The sequence below is a fragment of the Luteibacter sp. genome (genome assembly GCF_036499525.1).
In the GTDB taxonomy this organism is placed as follows: domain Bacteria; phylum Pseudomonadota; class Gammaproteobacteria; order Xanthomonadales; family Rhodanobacteraceae; genus Luteibacter.
On the sequence record NZ_DASYDO010000025.1, the window covers coordinates 1 to 16,499 of the forward strand.

13 protein-coding genes and 1 pseudogene are annotated in these 16,499 nt (G+C 62.1%); 8 read left to right on the forward strand and 6 right to left on the reverse strand.

Going from position 1 to position 16,499, the window contains the following annotated elements:
• Positions 1-169: 169 nt before the first annotated feature.
• The 4 genes from VGM71_RS04870 to VGM71_RS04885 form a co-directional block, all read right to left on the reverse strand.
• On the reverse strand, positions 170-1,060 hold the full coding sequence (locus tag VGM71_RS04870) for a cytochrome c oxidase subunit 3 (RefSeq protein ID WP_331542695.1): 891 nt from the start codon (positions 1,058-1,060) through the stop codon (positions 170-172).
• A gap of 162 nt (positions 1,061-1,222) precedes the next feature.
• Positions 1,223-2,836: a cytochrome c oxidase subunit I gene (ctaD, locus tag VGM71_RS04875; protein WP_331542696.1), complete on the reverse strand. Its 1,614-nt coding sequence runs from the start codon at positions 2,834-2,836 to the stop codon at positions 1,223-1,225.
• 27 nt (positions 2,837-2,863) lie between these two features.
• Complete coding sequence (coxB, locus tag VGM71_RS04880) at positions 2,864-3,763, reverse strand: cytochrome c oxidase subunit II (RefSeq protein WP_331542697.1); 900 nt, start codon at positions 3,761-3,763, stop codon at positions 2,864-2,866.
• Positions 3,764-3,783: 20 nt separating this feature from the next.
• Complete coding sequence (locus tag VGM71_RS04885) at positions 3,784-4,266, reverse strand: DUF2244 domain-containing protein (RefSeq protein ID WP_331542698.1); 483 nt, start codon at positions 4,264-4,266, stop codon at positions 3,784-3,786.
• A 178-nt stretch (positions 4,267-4,444) separates the two neighbouring features.
• On the opposite strand from VGM71_RS04885, the gene putA reads away from it, so the two are divergent.
• Complete coding sequence (putA, locus tag VGM71_RS04890; protein WP_331542699.1) at positions 4,445-7,597, forward strand: bifunctional proline dehydrogenase/L-glutamate gamma-semialdehyde dehydrogenase PutA; 3,153 nt, start codon at positions 4,445-4,447, stop codon at positions 7,595-7,597.
• A 170-nt stretch (positions 7,598-7,767) separates the two neighbouring features.
• On the opposite strand, the gene VGM71_RS04895 is transcribed toward putA, so the two are convergent.
• Positions 7,768-8,268, reverse strand: coding sequence for a type VI secretion system tube protein Hcp (locus VGM71_RS04895; protein ID WP_331542700.1), 501 nt, complete (start codon positions 8,266-8,268; stop codon positions 7,768-7,770).
• A 322-nt stretch (positions 8,269-8,590) separates the two neighbouring features.
• Here VGM71_RS04895 and VGM71_RS04900 point away from each other — a divergent pair.
• From VGM71_RS04900 to VGM71_RS04930, 7 genes and pseudogenes are all read left to right on the forward strand, one after another.
• Positions 8,591-9,385 (forward strand): annotated as a pseudogene (locus VGM71_RS04900) (DUF6402 family protein).
• A 122-nt stretch (positions 9,386-9,507) separates the two neighbouring features.
• On the forward strand, positions 9,508-9,990 hold the full coding sequence (locus tag VGM71_RS04905) for a hypothetical protein (RefSeq protein WP_331542701.1): 483 nt from the start codon (positions 9,508-9,510) through the stop codon (positions 9,988-9,990).
• A 189-nt stretch (positions 9,991-10,179) separates the two neighbouring features.
• Positions 10,180-10,704 carry a hypothetical protein gene (locus tag VGM71_RS04910; protein ID WP_331542702.1) on the forward strand — a complete coding sequence of 175 codons (525 nt, stop codon included), beginning with the start codon at positions 10,180-10,182 and terminating at the stop codon, positions 10,702-10,704.
• Positions 10,705-10,832: 128 nt separating this feature from the next.
• Complete coding sequence (locus VGM71_RS04915; protein WP_331542703.1) at positions 10,833-11,672, forward strand: DUF6402 family protein; 840 nt, start codon at positions 10,833-10,835, stop codon at positions 11,670-11,672.
• Positions 11,669-12,277 (forward strand): hypothetical protein, encoded by a 609-nt coding sequence (locus tag VGM71_RS04920; RefSeq protein WP_331542704.1) that lies wholly within the window; start codon positions 11,669-11,671, stop codon positions 12,275-12,277. The genes VGM71_RS04915 and VGM71_RS04920 overlap by 4 nt, the downstream gene beginning before the upstream one ends.
• A gap of 173 nt (positions 12,278-12,450) precedes the next feature.
• A complete protein-coding gene (locus VGM71_RS04925) occupies positions 12,451-13,383 on the forward strand; it encodes a 2OG-Fe(II) oxygenase (RefSeq protein ID WP_331542705.1) in 933 nt (310 codons plus the stop codon).
• A 160-nt stretch (positions 13,384-13,543) separates the two neighbouring features.
• Entirely contained in the window at positions 13,544-14,062 is a 519-nt protein-coding gene (locus tag VGM71_RS04930) for a hypothetical protein (RefSeq protein WP_331542706.1), read from the forward strand.
• 104 nt (positions 14,063-14,166) lie between these two features.
• Here the strand turns inward: VGM71_RS04930 and dcp are convergent, their stop codons facing one another.
• Positions 14,167-16,350, reverse strand: a complete 2,184-nt coding sequence (dcp, locus tag VGM71_RS04935) for a peptidyl-dipeptidase Dcp (RefSeq protein ID WP_414675089.1) — start codon at positions 16,348-16,350, stop codon at positions 14,167-14,169.
• Positions 16,351-16,499: the final 149 nt, after the last annotated feature.

Here is a 16,499-nt window from a genome sequence, read left to right on the forward strand (position 1 = left end):
AGGCCAGCGTTTTGCCTCGGGCTTCCTTCAGACGACCAGTCACCCGAATCGCCCTTGCCTCTGGCTAACCCTTCCCCTTGCCGGGTGGGTAGAGGACTTTCACCTCCTAGCAGGTGCGCCCTGCCGGGCGCACGTAAAAAAAACCCGCCTCGCGGCGGGTTCTTTCGGATCAGAGCACGTAGACGAAGAGGAACAGCGCCAGCCAGACCACATCGACGAAGTGCCAGTACCACGCCACGGCTTCGAAGCCGAAGTGGTCGTCCTTCGTGAAGTGGCCCTTCGCGCTGCGAACCCAGATGATCGCCAGCATGATCGTGCCCAGGGTCACGTGCATGCCGTGGAAGCCCGTGAGCATGAAGAACGTGGCGCCGTACACGCCGCTGCCCAGTGTGAGGTTGAAGTGCTCGTACGCTTCCGCGTATTCGTGCGCCTGGAACCACAGGAACAGGCAGCCCAGCAGCACCGTGGCGCCCAGGCCGATCAGCAGCGCCTTGCGGTGGCCCGCCTTCAGCGCATGGTGCGCGATGGTGATGGTCACGCCGGAGGACAGCAGGATCAGCGTGTTGAGCAGTGGGAGGCCCCACGCCGCGATGGTCTGGAACGAACCGCCGATCGCCTCGGGGCCGCCGCCACCGGCCGCACCCCAGGCCGCGTTGTAATTTTCCCAGATGAACTGATGGGTGAGCACGCCGTGGCCCTCGCCACCCAGCCAGGGCACCGAGAACACGCGCGTGTAGAACAGCGCGCCGAAGAAGGCACCGAAGAACATGACTTCGGAGAAGATGAACCACATCATGCCCATGCGGAACGAGCGGTCCACCTGGCCGTTGTAGCTACCGGCCAGCGACTCGTTGATCACCGAGCGGAACCAGCCGAAGAACATGCCCAGGATCATGGCGATGCCGACCCAGAAGAGCGGCTTGCCGATACCGCCCTCGCCCGGCTGCGCGTTCAGCCAGTGCGCGGCACCGTAAACGGTGACGAACATGGAGATCGCGGCCACGATCGGCCAGTAACTCTTGCTTGGTACGAAATAGACGTCTTGTTGCTGGTGACCCATGGTGGTTTCCCGTGGATATCTTGTTTGAACCGGTCAGACCTTCAGCATCTGCACGATCGAGAGCACGAACACGGCCACCGCGAACCCGCCCGCATAGAGGGCGGTGCGGCGGGCGCGCTTGCGGCGCGCCTCGAATTCGACGTCGGTCATGCCTTGCATCCGTCAGTGTTCCGTATTGCCGTGGGCGAGCTCGTCGTCATGAATGACCGGCGGCACGTCGAAGGTGTGGAACGGTGCCGGCGACGGCACGGTCCACTCGAGGCCCTTGGCGCCTTCCCACGAGCGATCGGCGGCCTTCTTCTTCGAGAAGTACACGCAGTGCACGATCACGCCCAGGAAGATCAGCTGCGAGGCGCCGAACCAGAAGCCGCCGATGGAGCTGACCATGTTGAAGTTCGCGAAGGCCACGTTGTAATCCGGGATGCGGCGCGGCATGCCGGCCAGGCCCAGGAAGTGCTGCGGGAAGAACAACACGTTGACCGAGATGACGCTGGACCAGAAATGGATCTTGCCCCAGGTCTCGTTGTACATGTTGCCCGACCACTTCGGCAGCCAGTAATACGCGGCGGCCATGATGGCGAAGGCGGCGCCGGTCACCAGCACGTAGTGGAAGTGCGCCACCACGAAGTAGGTGTCGTGGTACTGGAAGTCGGCCGGGGCCAGGGCGAGCATGAGGCCCGAGAAGCCACCGATGGTGAACAGGATCACGAAGGCGATCGAGAACAGCATAGGGGTCTCGAAGGTCATCGAGCCGCCCCACATCGTGGACACCCAGTTGAACACCTTCACGCCCGTAGGCACCGCGATCAGCATCGTGGCGTACATGAAGAAGATCTCCGCACCCATCGGCAGGCCCACGGCGAACATGTGGTGGGCCCAGACGATGAACGAGAGGAAGGCGATGGAGGCGATTGCGAACACCATCGCGCGATAGCCGAAAATCGGCTTGCGGGCGAAGGTGGGAATGATCTCCGAGATGATCCCGAACGCCGGCAGGATCATGATGTAAACCTCGGGATGCCCGAAGAACCAGAAAATGTGCTGGAACAGCACCGGGTCACCGCCGCCGGCGGCATTGAAGAAGTTGGTGCCGAAGTACTTGTCGGTCAACAGCATGGTGACCGCACCGGCGAGCACCGGCATCACTGCGATCAGCAGGAATGCCGTGATCAGCCAGCTCCACACGAACACCGGCATCTTCAGCAGGTCCATGCCCGGCGCGCGCATGTTGAGGATGGTGGCGATGATGTTGATCGCGCCCATGATCGAACTGATGCCCAGCAGGTGGATCGCTAAGATCACGTAAGCCACCGACTCGCCCTGCAGCGACAGCGGGGGATACATCGTCCAGCCGCTGGCAGGACCGCCACCCGGCATGAACAGGGTGGACAGCAGCATGATGAAGGCGAACGGGAGGATCCAGAACGACAGGTTGTTCATGCGCGGCAAGGCCATGTCCGGCGCGCCGACCATCAGGGGGATCATCCAGTTCGCGAGACCCACGAAGGAGGGCATGATCGCGCCGAAGATCATCACCAGCGCGTGCATCGTCGTCATTTCATTGAAGAAATACGGCTGCACGAGCTGCAAGCCCGGCTTGAACAACTCCGCGCGGATAACCATCGCGAAGGCGCCGCCGATGAAGAACATCGTCAGCGAGAAGATCAGGTACAGCGTGCCGATGTCCTTGTGGTTCGTGGACATCACCCATCGCTGGAAGAACCCCTTGGGGGCTCCATGGTGATCGTGGTGCTCGTGGGTGGCTGCGTGCGCCATGGCCTTACCTCTACCTAAACGTGCGAGTTAACCCTGGGGGGCCGGGGCGGGGGCGGCCTGGGCGGTCTGCGCGGCCTTCTGCAACCTGGCCTCGTCTTCCTGCGTGGCCAGCCACTGTTCGAATTCGGCCTTGGGAACGGCCTTCACCACGATCGGCATGAAACCGTGGTCCTGGCCGCAAAGTTCGGCACACTGGCCGCGGTAGACGCCAGGCTCCTTGATATTGGTCCAGGCCGAATTGGCGATGCCCGGGATGGCGTCTATCTTCCAGCCCAGCGCCGGCACCCACCACGAGTGGATGACGTCGCCGCCGACGATGACGAAGCGGATCTTCGTGTTGGTCGGCAGGACGAGGGGCTTGTCCACGTCCAGCAGATAGGTCTGGTAGCCGTCGACCTGGATCTTCCCCGGGTCGAGGTTGGACTTCAGCTGGCGGGTGCGGTTGGAGGTTTCTTCCAGCTTGGACATGAAGCCGACCTTGTCGACGCCCTTGCCCTTGTAGTCGACATAGTCGTAGCGCCACTTCCACTGATAACCGGTGACCTTGATGGTCATCTCGGAGTTCGTGGTGTCGGCGAACGAGGTAAGGCCGCCGGTGGCGAGGTGCGCGAGGAAGATCAGGATGATGACGGGCAGAACCGTCCAGATCACCTCGAGCTTCGTGCTGTGCGACCACTTCTCGGCCACGGCGCCGCGCGACTTACGGAAGCGGAACATCGCGATGAACATGGCGCCGAAGACGACGATGCCGATCACCACGCAGACCCAGAGGGCCACCATGTGCATGGCATAGGGCGACCATTCGGCCGCTCCCTTGGTCATGTTCAGCTGATTCGGTTCCGGGTTGGCCCAAGCCGCCCCTCCGAACAGCGCGAAGGCGCCCGCCGCCCACGCCGATAAAGATCGTCCGATGCCGCCAGATGTCATGTCTTGCACCTTTGTTGAACCTACCTGCGCGTCTGGCCAGAGACTTCGGACAGCAGCACCATGAGTTTCCTTGACACCTCGGTCCTTTCCTCTTCCCCAAGGAAAGCCCCGATTTCGAGCTCGTTGCCGTGCGACGTGAGCAACAACCGCTGCCGTCCGTTACCCGGCGCCAGTCCGATCCGTACCCAATACGTCTGGAAGCGGACCGTCCGGTGTCCCGGCACGGCACGTACCTCCAGCATATCCGGCCCGATCGCGATACGTTCACCCCTGTCGCCGGCCCGCCAGGCCGCGCCAAGCGCGAACCCCACGACGAAGGCTTCGATCAGTGCGAAGACGGGGGCGAATACATTCCCCTGCCACGCACCGAGTGACGCCGTCGCCAGGGTCATCGCCGCAAGGCCCACGATCAAACGACGCAGACCGCGCTTATCCAGCGCACGGTTGGGCCGTAGCCACAACACGCGCGGCTGACCCGCGGCGGTCGGTCGAAGCACGATCATGGGAGCCCGGCGTGCCTGGAACATTGGGATGATAGGGCGCTAGTCAGGAAGCGGCAAGGTTGGAAGGCGGCGCGTTGTCGCACCGGGGGCCGGGGCCTTGTGCCACGCGGTGTCGCAATAACACACGAAGGCCTCTGCTCCCCTACAATGAGCGGTCTCCCTCGCCCCGAACACCCAAGTGAACCCGACCATCCTCCGTCCCGAACTTCCGACCGGCGCCGAACCGGCGCGTGCGCGCATCACGGCCGCCTGGCTGCGCGACGAAACCGAGGCCGTCAACGACCTGCTGGCCCAGGCCACCCTGCCCCCGACCGAACGCGAGCACGTCATCGACGTCGCCGCCGGCCTGGTCACGCGCGTGCGCGCACGGGCCAAGGACCAGAGCGCCGTCGAATCCTTCATGCGCCAGTACGACCTTTCCTCCGAGGAAGGCGTGCTGCTGATGTGTGTGGCCGAGGCGCTGCTGCGCATTCCCGACAAAGCCACGGCGGATAAGCTCATCCGCGACAAGCTCGGCGAGGCTGACTGGAAGAAGCACCTGGGCCAGAGCGAGTCGCTGTTCGTCAATGCGTCCACCTGGGGCCTGATGCTCACCGGTCACCTGGTGAACCTGGCCGAGGAAACCCGCCACGACTTCACCTCCGCCCTGCGCCGTCTGGTTGGCCGCGCGGGCGAGCCGGTGGTGCGCCTGGCCGTACGCCAGGCCATGCGGATCATGGGCCACCAGTTCGTCATGGGCCGCACCATCAAGGAAGCGCTGGACCGCTCCAATGAAAAAGAGCACGCGGTCTATCGCTACTCGTACGACATGCTCGGCGAGTCGGCGCTCACCCAGGAAACCGCGGAGCGCTACCAGCAGGATTACCGCGACGCCATCAATGCCCTCGGCGCGCGCGGCCCCTTTCCCAGCAACCTGGAAGCGCCGTCGATCTCGGTCAAGCTTTCCGCGCTGCACCCGCGCTACGAGGTGGGCAACCGCTCCCGTGCCCGCGCGGAACTCGGCGCGAAGCTGCTCGAGCTCTCGCAGCTGGCGTTCCGGAATGGCATCGCGCTGTCGGTAGACGCCGAGGAAGCCGATCGCCTCGAATTGTCGCTCGACATCATCGGCGACGTTTTCGAGCATCCCTCGCTGGAAGGCTGGAACGGCCTCGGCATCGTCATCCAGGCCTACCAGAAGCGCGCGCCCTTCATCATCGACTGGGTGACCGAGAAGGCCCGCGCCACCGGCCGCCGCTGGTTCGTGCGCCTGGTGAAGGGCGCGTATTGGGACGCCGAGGTAAAGCGCGCCCAGGAAAATGGCCTGCCGGGCTACCCGGTGTATACGCGCAAGCCGAACACCGACGTTTCCTACCTGGCCTGCGCACGCCGCCTCTTCGCTGCCGGCCCGGACGCCGTCTACCCGCAGTTCGCCACGCACAACGCACACACCATCGCCGCGATCCACCACATCGCGCAGGGCCACCCGTACGAGAACCAGCGCCTGCACGGCATGGGCGCCGACCTCTACGCGGAAGTGATCGGCAAGGACAAGCTCAACGTGCCTTGCCGCGTGTATGCGCCGGTGGGCAGCCATGAAGACCTGCTTCCTTACCTGGTACGCCGCCTGCTCGAGAACGGCGCAAACACGAGTTTCGTCAATCGCGTGGTGGACGAGAGCGTGCCGGTACGCGATCTGGTCGCCGACCCGTGCGAGATCGTTCGCTCCTTCGCCTCGATCCCCCATCCCCGCATCCCCCTGCCAGTCAATCTCTACGGTGAACTTCGGAAGAACTCCATGGGCATGAACTTCGCTAACGACAACGAGCTCAACGAACTCGCCGATGCCGTGAACCGCCACAGCGGCCCGTGGAACGCCGTTCCGCTGGTCTCCGGCGGCGCCGGCGGCGGCACGAAGGTCGAGGTGACCGATCCCTCCGACCGCCGCCGGATCGTCGGCACGGTGGAGAACGCGGACGCCGGCATGGTCGACAAGGCACTGGCCGCCGCCGTGAAGGCGCAGCCGGGCTGGGATCGCCTTCCGGCGGCCAGCCGCGCCGCCATCCTCGAGCATGCTGCCGAGCAGTTGGAACATAACCGCGCCGAGTTCATCGCGCTGTGCGTGCGCGAAGCGGGCAAGAGCCTGCCGGATGCCATCGCCGAGATCCGCGAGGCGGCCGACTTCCTGCGTTATTACGCGACGATGGCCCGCCGTCTGTTCGGCCAGCCGGAGCAGCTTCCGGGTCCCACCGGCGAAAGCAACCAGCTGTTCCTCAACGGCCGCGGCGTGTTCGTCTGCATCAGCCCGTGGAACTTCCCGCTGGCGATTTTCCTGGGCCAGGTGGCCGCCGCGCTCGCCGCCGGCAACTCGGTGATCGCCAAGCCCGCGGAGCAGACCTCGCTGATCGGCTACGAAGCCGTGAAGCTGCTGCACGCGGCCGGCGTGCCGACCGACGTGCTCCAGTACCTGCCGGGCGATGGCGCCACGGTCGGCGCGGCACTCACCCGCGACCCGCGCGTGTCGGGCGTGGCCTTCACCGGCTCCACCGAAACGGCCTGGGCGATCAACCGCGCGCTCGCCGCGCGTAATGCCCCGATCGCCGCCCTGGTGGCGGAGACCGGTGGCCAGAACGCGATGATCGCCGACTCCTCCGCCCTGCCCGAGCAGATCGTGAAGGACGTGATCGCCTCCGCCTTCCAGTCCGCCGGGCAGCGCTGTTCCGCCGCGCGCGTGCTGTTCGTGCAGGAAGACATCGCCGACAAGGTCATCGGCATGCTCGCCGGCGCCATGGCCGAGCTGAAGGTGGGCGATCCCGGCCTGCTCTCCACCGACGTGGGCCCTGTGATCGACGAAGACGCGCTCAAGATCCTCGTCGACCATGCCGCGCGCATGGATCGCGAAGCGAAGAAGATCGCCGAAGTGCCGATGCCGGAGGCAACTGCGAATGGCACCTTCTTCGCACCGCGCGCGTACGAGATCCCGTCGCTGGAAATCCTCACTCGTGAAATCTTCGGTCCCGTGCTTCACGTGATCCGTTGGAAGGGCTCGGAACTGGAAAAGGTGATCGACCAGATCAACGGCACGGGCTTCGGCCTCACGCTGGGCGTACACAGCCGCATCGACGACACCATCGAGTTCATCCAGAGCCGTGCGCGTGTGGGCAACTGCTACGTCAACCGCAACCAGATCGGCGCGGTGGTCGGCGCACAGCCGTTCGGCGGCGAAGGCCTTTCGGGCACCGGCCCGAAGGCGGGCGGCCCGCACTACCTGCTCCGTTTCGCCGGCGAGCGCACGCTCACGATCAACACCACGGCCGCGGGCGGCAACGCCTCGCTGCTGACGATCGGCGAGTAAACTCGCATACGTGTAATTCGCATAGGTAAAGCAGAGGCCGCACCCGTGAGGGTGTGGCCTTTTTCATTTCTTCGCGCTCTAAGGAGCCGCCCGGTAGGGCTCGGCTGCGCCATCGCAGGGACTTGCACACCATGGCATGCGGCAGGAGGCGCCGCGCCTTCGACATGGCGTCAGGCGACAAACGTCTTGTCGTTCTTGCTCAGGCTCCACACTCCTAAAGTGACGCCGCCCATCCCCCCATCGATATTCTGCTTCTGGTACTTCCACTGGATCGCGGCGTACTTCAGCGCGATGGTCTCGGTCGGTAGCGAGCCGTCGCCGCCCATGCCGATCTGCGAAATCATTACGTTCTTCAGTTGAATCTCAAGATACTTGACGCGTTTGCCGTCACCGGCACTGCGGTATAGATCCATCTGCGCCGATTGGAAGGTGGTACCCCCGGACAGGGCCTGAAAGAGCATTGGGCTTGATGAGTCCATTTCCTTGATGACGGTCAAGGCGCCGTGCTGGGTGCGCTCCACGGCGTGACCGCCCGAGGTGGAGGCAACGGGGCACGTCGGCTGAAACAGGTGATGCTGCCAGGAACTCAGCTCGATCCAGCCGCTGTGATCCTTGTCGGACGATTCGCCTTTGATGTCGGGGCCGCTCAGTTTCAGGTAGATGCTTTTCATCGAATTCCTTGATGACGCTGTAAGTGATGTTCGTGCACGCACTTGGCGCGCGACGGATTTCAACACGGATTTCGGTGACACGCGTTTGAGAAAAACGGACATCCTGTCGCTTGTACGGGATATGTTCATGAGAACTCCCGCATGTCATCAAATGCGCACGAAATACACCGCGTTTTTTCATCATGTCGGACGCTAACTAACTTTCGTCGACCACGTCTTCCGACTACCATGCGGACCGACTGCCAAGATGGCGCGGCCAACGACAAGGAGCAACACCATGTATGGGAATCCACGATCCCGCGAGGATGCCGAGACCGTCGAGATGATCAAATCCATCCCGACGACGATGCGCCGGATGGGGTGGACGGTTTCAGCGCAGTTGATGGAGCGGTGGTTGCAAGCGCCTGCCTGGGTTCTTCCAATCGAGTGGAAAGAACAGAAAACCGCTCCGACGCTCATGCCTTCGTTCACACAGATGGACCAAAACACCGTGCGTATGAGTTAGGCCATGTCATATCAACGCCTTCGAGCCATGATGGAACAACTTCGTTCGGTGATGGCAAACAAGCCGGCACAGGACGAACTGAGCCTAAAAACAGCCGATATACAACTGACATCTGACTGGACCAGCTTCGGCAATCGAACCTATTCGGCCTTTCGATTGGATCAATCGCACCAATCCAATTCCCGAGCGTTTGGTGGGCCCTCGGACCCGCTGGACGATATGTATGGAAGCCTCGGTATGGCCACCCTGAAAGTTGCCTTGATTGGAGAGGCAAAGCGCGATCCTCTTAGCCAACGAGTAACGATTCGGGCCACTCATGCGGGCTATTACATTCGTGACACCTATGATTTCAACGGCTTCCAGTTTCTCGGCGCGTGGACAAAGACCGGTGTCCTAGGTTCAATTCAGCCTCCTCTACCCTTGACATCCCACGGTGTGATCCAGCGCCTGGGCAAAGAGCCAGTAAGTCATGTGTTCAACCATGACTTCGAGACCTATAGACGTGCGACGGGATTCGGCGGGGACTTCATCATCTATTCCGATGTTCTATGGGAACCCGTGGGCATGACCTTTGAACTGGATCCACCGAAGAGAACGGGTGCGATCCGGTGAAACGGAGCGGCATATTTGCTGTCGCCGCGGTAGTCGGCAGCATGTGCCTCTATCAGGCGTCCAACTGGTGGGAGCGTGCTTTCGCCACACTTGAATCGTCGGAACTTAGCCCCGACGGTTGCATGCGTGTCGATACCCATAGTCCATTCTGGGTACTGCCGTCGATTCTTCACCGTATCCCGCATCCGGACCCAGAGGCAAACCCTATCTCACTAGGCAACTCGTGGGGTTATCCGATGTTCAAGCGCGCATACGAGGTGAGCACAGGTAACCTCCTCGGAGAAACCATCGTCTATGACGCCGCTCTTGCCTTCAGCGGCATTTATTGGAATAAACCAAATGATTCGGGCCGTCGAATCGTCACGTCGGGTGGCTTCCCGCTGGTCGATTCGGATCGCTGTGCCGACAAAGCAACGCTATTGAAGCTCGATGCATACCGTGAGCAAAGGCGTAGCGAATACCCAGCGCGGATGAAGGAATGGGATGAGTACGAGCGTCAGTGGCAGGAGGAGGAACGCAAGCATGAGGAAAAGGAACACCTCTTACGCGTGCGGCCGTCTGTGGAGGCTACTCCACGCCCGTCTTCTTCTGCCATGCAGGAATAGCGACCTTTCGCTCGCCCGCAAGGTGCCTCTGTGTTCGGAGAGGTACCGGGGTGGGTCCCTCTGAGCGAGTTCGTTCGCTGTGCGAACGCTGTTTGAGCGCAGAGGGGCCCACCCCGGCTCCTCCTCGCCGGACGCCACGATGTACAAGCCCAACACGATGGCGGAGCCGAGCCCGGAAAACTCTCCGCAGTGCGTGAAGAACTTTTTATTGCGGCTCCTTTAATTGGACGCGGGTCACACTTTAAATGGATGGCATTCCTCTCGTGCATTCCGTCATCCGGTGACGGGATACGCTCGCCGGCTGTCGCGACACGCACCGTCGTCGCGACAGCGTCAAGCGAAGCCGTGGCCATCGCATCGATGGTCATTCTTGCCTCCCCCGCTTCCGCCGCGCAAAACCCCGGCGAGAGCTTCGACCATCTTCCGGCGCAGGAAATCCTGCCGGGCAATCCGCTCATCCTGGATCATTTCCGGGTGGAGCTTCCCTTGGGAGGGGTGGCCGTGGTCCGCCCGGCGGAGGATAACGATGACCTGGCTTCCGGCATGGTGCCGGGTGCCCCGGACGACTGGACGCTGGCACATCTCGCGCTGCACTTCGACCAGCCATGGCGGCGCTTGACCGTTTCGCTCGTCATGCCTCCGACCACCGATGAGAAAAATGGACATTCGGTCGCTTGTACGGGATGTGTTCATGGGAACTCACATGCGTCATGAAATGCGCACGAAATCCACCGCGTCTTTCTAGTCTGTCGCATGCTAAACCAGCTTTCTTCAACCCCATCTTCCGACTACCATGCCAAGCAACCGCCGAGATGGCGCAGCCAACGACAAGGAGTAACACCATGTATGGGAATCACTGGTCCCGCGAGGATGCCGAGACCGTCGAGCTCATCAAGTCCATCCCTACGGCGATGCGCCGCATGGGCTGGACGGTTTCAGCGCAGTTGATGGAGCGATGGCTGCAAACACCTGCCTGGGTTCTTCCGACGGACTGGAAGAAGCGAAAAACCTCGCCGAATCTCATGCCATCGTTTACGCAAATAGATCAAAACACCGTGCGCATGAGCTGGGCCAGATCATATCAACGCCTTCGATCCATGATGGACGAGCTGCGTACAGCCATGGCAAACGAACCAGCACGAAAGGAATTGAGAACGAAAACGGCGAAGATTCAATTGTCTCCTGATTGGAGCATCTTCGGCAGTCAGACCTACTCTGCTTTCCGATTGGACGGACTCCATCAGTCGAACGCCCGAGAGTTTGGCGGATTCTCAGACCCACTAGACGATATGTATGGGAGTCTCGGCATGGCTACATTGAAGGTTGCGCTGATTGGAGAGGCAAAGCGCGACCCACGCAGTCAACGGGTAACGATTCGGGCCACGCACGCGGGCTATTACATCCGCGACACCTATGATTTCAACGGCTTCCAGTTCCTTGGTACATGGACAAAGACAGGCGTCCTGCACTCGATCCAACCTCCCCTGCCGTTGACGTCGCACGGCGTGATCTCGCACCTGGGCAAGGAACCGGTAAGTCATGTCTTCAATCATGATTTCGAGAGCTACAGGCGAGTAACAGGGCTCGGCGGCGACTTCATCGTCTACTCCGATGTCGTGTGGGAGCCTGTCGACATGACTTTGGAGCTAGATCCTCCCACTGACCGGGACATGGAACCATGAACCCGAAAGGCACGTTGGCCGTGATCGCGGTAGTCGGCAGCTTGTGCTTCTACCAAGCTTCCAACTGGTGGGAACGCACTTTAGCAACACTTGAATCGTCAGAGTTGAGCCCTGATGGTTGCATTCGCGTCGATACCTATAGCCCATTCTGGGTACTGCCGTCGATTCTTCACCGTATCCCGCATCCGGACCCAGAGGCTAGTCCTATCCCACTCGGCAACTCTTGGGATTATCCAATGTTCAAGCGCGCATATGAGGCGAGCACAGGCAACCTCCTCGGCGAAACCATCGTCTACGACGCCACGTCCTCCTTCGACAGCATGTACTGGAACGAATCGAATCAAACGGGGCGACGTATCGTCTATTCGAACGGCTTTCCATTGCTCGACTCCGATCGATGCTCCGACAAGGCAACGCTCTCGAAGCTCCACGCATACTACGAGAAGGCGCGGAACGATGATCCGGAAAGGATGAAGGAATGGGATGAGTACGAGCATCAATGGCGGGAGGATAAGCGCAAGCGCGAGGAACAGGAGCACCTCTTACGCCTGCGGCCGCCCGCAGAGACTCCTGCAGGTCCCTCTGCTCGTGCTGTGTCGGGATAGCGACCTTTTTGCTCGCCGGGTCCGGCACCTCAGTGATCGGGAGAGGTGTCGGGCCCTCGGTGCCCAAATATCGATGCCATGGCGACTCGCACAAGCGAGCGATCACCAATAGTGCGTAACGCCCCCCTTTGTGCTCTAAAATGTCCGAAGTGTTCAGGGCCGGAACCTCCAACGTGAGTCACGAAACCATCGTCAGTCCCGCGGTTCGCGCGAACGTGGACAACCACGCACGCGCGTTCGCCGATGCGCAGCCTTTCCGCCACGTCGTCATCGACGATTTCTTCGAGCGCGCTTACATCGACGAGCTGCTCCGTGAGTTCCCCGCCTTCGAGCGTGGCAACTACATCGGCGACGACGGCCACGCGGGCAACAAATCGACCGTCGACGCCATGGCGCGACTGGGCCCCGCTTATCGCCAGCTCGACGACGTGATCCAGACTCCCGCCTTCCTTGACTATGTCGGCCGGATCACCGGCATCGAAGGGCTGCTCTACGATCCCTTCTACCTCGGCGGCGGTACGCATGAAAACCGCGATGGCCAGCCGCTCAGCGCGCACATCGACTTCAACTACCACCCCAGCGAGCGCTGGCATCGCCGCCTGAACCTCATTGTGTACCTCAACCACGAATGGGAGGAAAGCTGGGGTGGCCTGCTGGACCTGTATCGCGATCCGTACGCAGAGCCGGAACCGGCGGTAAGCGTCATGCCCCTGTTCAACCGCTGCGTGATCTTCGAAACCACCGAGCACAGCTGGCACGGCTTCCGGCAGATCACGCTTCCCCAGGATCGCCCAGGGCTCTCGCGCAAATCGATCGCGTTGTACTTCTATACGAAGGAGCGCGCCGCCGAAGAAACGGCCGGCCGACATACCACGCACTACGTGAACCAGCAGCTTCCGTCGCACTTCGTCGCCGGCCACACCCTGAGCGACGCGGACGTGTCCACCCTGCACGGCCTGATCGGCTCGCGAGACAGCCAGATGAAGATGCTCTACGAGGAGAACGGCAAGCTCCTCCAGGCCCAGGACAAGGGCTTCGCCGGCCAGGTGCTCTACCTCATGAAGCGCCTCTACATGCGTTATCGGCGACGCATATCCAACGGATAGCGGCAACCGGCAAATGCAGCGCGTTTCCGGCACGCCGGCGCCAAGCCCCTTCCCTTTCGCGGGAAGGGGCTTTTTCATATCCGTGGCGGATTGCCCTTCTTCACCTATGCTCTGGTGAAGACGATCCAGGAAGGAAGCTTCATACAAGGAGGAACGCGACATGACGTTGCACGCACCGCCCAGGGACATACTGTCCACGCTCTCCGAGGGGAAGGGAGCCACGGCCACGGCACCCTATACCGAACGCTTCGACCACGCGCCGTCCCGAACACTCGCGGCGAACAGCACGCACGACCTGGGCGAAATCCTCGTGATCACGGGGGAAGAACCCCTGGTCATCGTCGATGTCGACGACGGATTCGCGCTCACTGCCGTGAATGAAGGCAAGCCGCGATTGCGCAGTGCGTGCCAGCTGCTGTTCCGTCATGCCTACCAGTACGTGACGTTCCATGTCGAGGTGGACAGCAGGACGGCCGACGCGCACATCGGCCTGCTGAGGCATACGACGTTGGCGGAAGTGCAGGCATTCACGCTGCACCGGCCCAAGCCCCTGCGAACCCAAGAGGGAAGCCGGCTACACCACACCATCGAGTACCGCGCGCCGCCACTGGAAGAAGTCCAGGGCATCGTGTGGCGCGGAGGCAACCTCAAGCTCAGTCATATCGAACTGGCGCCCTGATTTTGTAGGAGCGTGCCCTGCGCGCGACATCTTTTCATGGCATTCCCGGAGCTGGCGCGCCAGCTCCCAGGGTCGGCGAAAAGATGTCGCGCGCAGGCGCGCTCCTACTTCAGGCCGCGATCCTTCAGCATCGGCTCGATGCTCGGGTCCTTGCCCCGGAAGTCACGATAGAGCTTGCCCAACTCGACAGTGTTGCCGCGCGAGAGGATCTTGTCGCGGAAGATCTGGCCGTTCTCGCGGGTCAGTCCACCGTGTTCCTTGAACCACTCGAAGGCATCGGAATCGAGCATCTGCGTCCACAGGTACGCGTAATAACCTGCGGCATAGCCGTTACCCCAGATGTGCTGGAAGTAGCTGGAGCGATAGCGCGACGGCACCTGCGGAAGGGTGAAGCCCGCCTGTTTCAACGCATCGGCCTCGAACGCGTCCACGTCCTGCTTCGGACCACCCGCGGGGAGCATGTGCCAGCGCATGTCCAGGAGCGCCGCCGAGATCAGTTCGCTCATGGCGTAGCCCTGGTTGAAACTCTTCGCTTTCTTGATCTTCGCGACCAGTTCGGCCGGCATCGGCTCGCCCGTCTTGTAGTGCGTGGCGTAGTGCGCGAACACCTTCGGATCGGTGGCCCACTGCTCATTGAACTGCGACGGGAACTCGACGAAATCGCGCGCGGTGTTGGCGCCGGAGAGCGACGGGTACTGCGAGTTGGCGAACATGCCGTGCAACGCATGGCCGAACTCATGGAACATGGTGGTCACGTCGTCGAACGACAGCAGCGCTGGCTGGCCCGAAGCCGGCTTCGTGAAGTTGGTGACGTTGAACACCACCGGCTTCGTGCCGAACAGCTTCGACTGGTCGACGAGATTGCTCATCCACGCGCCGCCGCCCTTGTTATCGCGCTTGAAGTAATCGCAATAGAACAGCGCCATGGACGTGCCGTCCTTGTCGAATACCTCGAACACGCGCATGTCCGGCTGCCACGTGGGGATGTCCTTGCGCTCCTTGAAGGTGATCCCGTAGAGCTGGTTGGCCGCGTAGAACACGCCGTTCTGCAGCACGTTGTCCAGCTCGAAGTACGGCTTGATCTGCGACTCGTCGAGATCGTATTTGGCCTTGCGCACCTTCTCGGCGTAGTGGTCCCAATCCCAGGCCTGGACCTGGAAGCCGGCGTTCTCCGCGTCGATGGCCTTCTGGATATCGGACGATTCGGCCTTGGCGCGAGCCACGGCGGCGGGCACGAGGCGCTCCATGAACTTCTCGGCGGCGTCCGGCGTCTTGGCCATCTGGTCGTCGAGCTTCCACGCGGCATAGTTCGGGAAGCCGAGCAGCTTCGCGCGATCAGCGCGCAGCTGGGCGATGCGCGTGACGATCTCGCGGGTGTCGTTCGCGTCGCCGTGTTCGGCGCGCTCCCACGAGGCCTTGAACAGCTTCTCGCGCGTGGCGCGATCGTTCAACGCCTGCAGGGCCGGCTGCTGCGTGGTGTTCTGCAGGGTGACGACATACTTGCCGTCCAGCTTGCGGTCCTTCGCGGCCAGCGCGGCCGCCTGGATATCGGCCTCCGGCAAGCCGTCGAGCGCCTTCGGATTGTCGACCACCAGTGCGCCGGCCTTGGTCGCGGCGAGCAGCTGGTTGGTGAACTTCGTGCTGAGCGTCGATTCTTCCTTGTTGATCTCCTTCAGCTTGTCCTTGTCGGCCTGGGAGAGCTTCGCGCCTTCGTGGACGAAGTCCTTGTAGGTGACTTCGAGCAGGCGTGCGGATTCCGGATCGAGGTTCAGCGAATCGCGCTTGTCGTAGAGCGTTTCCACGCGCTTGAACAGATTGTCGTTGAGGTAAATCGCATCGCTATGCGCGGCAAGTTTCGGCGATTCCTCTTCCTCGACCTTCTGCAGCGTGTCGTTCGTGTTGGCGCCGGTGAGGGCGCTGAACGCGGCCTCCACGCGCTTCAGCAGCACGCCGGACTTCTCCATCGCGACGATGGTGTTCTCGAAGGTCGGCGCTTCGGGCGCGTTGGCGATCGCCTCGATCTCGCTCAGCTGCTGCTTCATGCCTTCGTCCAGCGCGGGCTGGAAGTCGGCATCCACGATCTTGTCGAAGGGCGGGGCCTGGAACGGCAGCGGGCTTGGGGTAAGTAACGGGTTCACGTGGGATGCCTGTGCCGTGCCAGCGGTGGCCGGTGTAGCGGGAGCGCTGCCGGAGGGGGCCGGGGCCATCTTGTCGGCGTCGTTGGACGACGAGCAGGCGGCGGTGAGGGCGATCGATGTTGCGATCACGAGCATGCGGAGCTTCGGCACTGACTGTCCCCTGGGCGTTGAAAGGCCCCGACTCTAGCGGCGAGGCCAGGCCGGGACAACAGCCACAGGTCAGGCCTGTAACTTTCGGTAGGAGCGCACCCTGTACGCGACAGCTTTTCGCGCCAGCCCTCATGTCTCGCGAAAAGCTG

Coding starts and splice junctions, on each gene's coding strand:
- VGM71_RS04870 (WP_331542695.1), bottom strand. CDS start 1,060: ATGGGTCACCAGCAACAAGACGTCTATTTCGTACCAAGCAAGAGTTAC.
- ctaD (WP_331542696.1), bottom strand. CDS start 2,836: ATGGCGCACGCAGCCACCCACGAGCACCACGATCACCATGGAGCCCCC.
- coxB (WP_331542697.1), bottom strand. CDS start 3,763: ATGACATCTGGCGGCATCGGACGATCTTTATCGGCGTGGGCGGCGGGC.
- VGM71_RS04885 (WP_331542698.1), bottom strand. CDS start 4,266: ATGATCGTGCTTCGACCGACCGCCGCGGGTCAGCCGCGCGTGTTGTGG.
- VGM71_RS04895 (WP_331542700.1), bottom strand. CDS start 8,268: ATGAAAAGCATCTACCTGAAACTGAGCGGCCCCGACATCAAAGGCGAA.
- VGM71_RS04905 (WP_331542701.1), top strand. CDS start 9,508: ATGCGTGTCGATACCCATAGTCCATTCTGGGTACTGCCGTCGATTCTT.
- VGM71_RS04915 (WP_331542703.1), top strand. CDS start 10,833: ATGTATGGGAATCACTGGTCCCGCGAGGATGCCGAGACCGTCGAGCTC.
- VGM71_RS04920 (WP_331542704.1), top strand. CDS start 11,669: ATGAACCCGAAAGGCACGTTGGCCGTGATCGCGGTAGTCGGCAGCTTG.
- VGM71_RS04930 (WP_331542706.1), top strand. CDS start 13,544: ATGACGTTGCACGCACCGCCCAGGGACATACTGTCCACGCTCTCCGAG.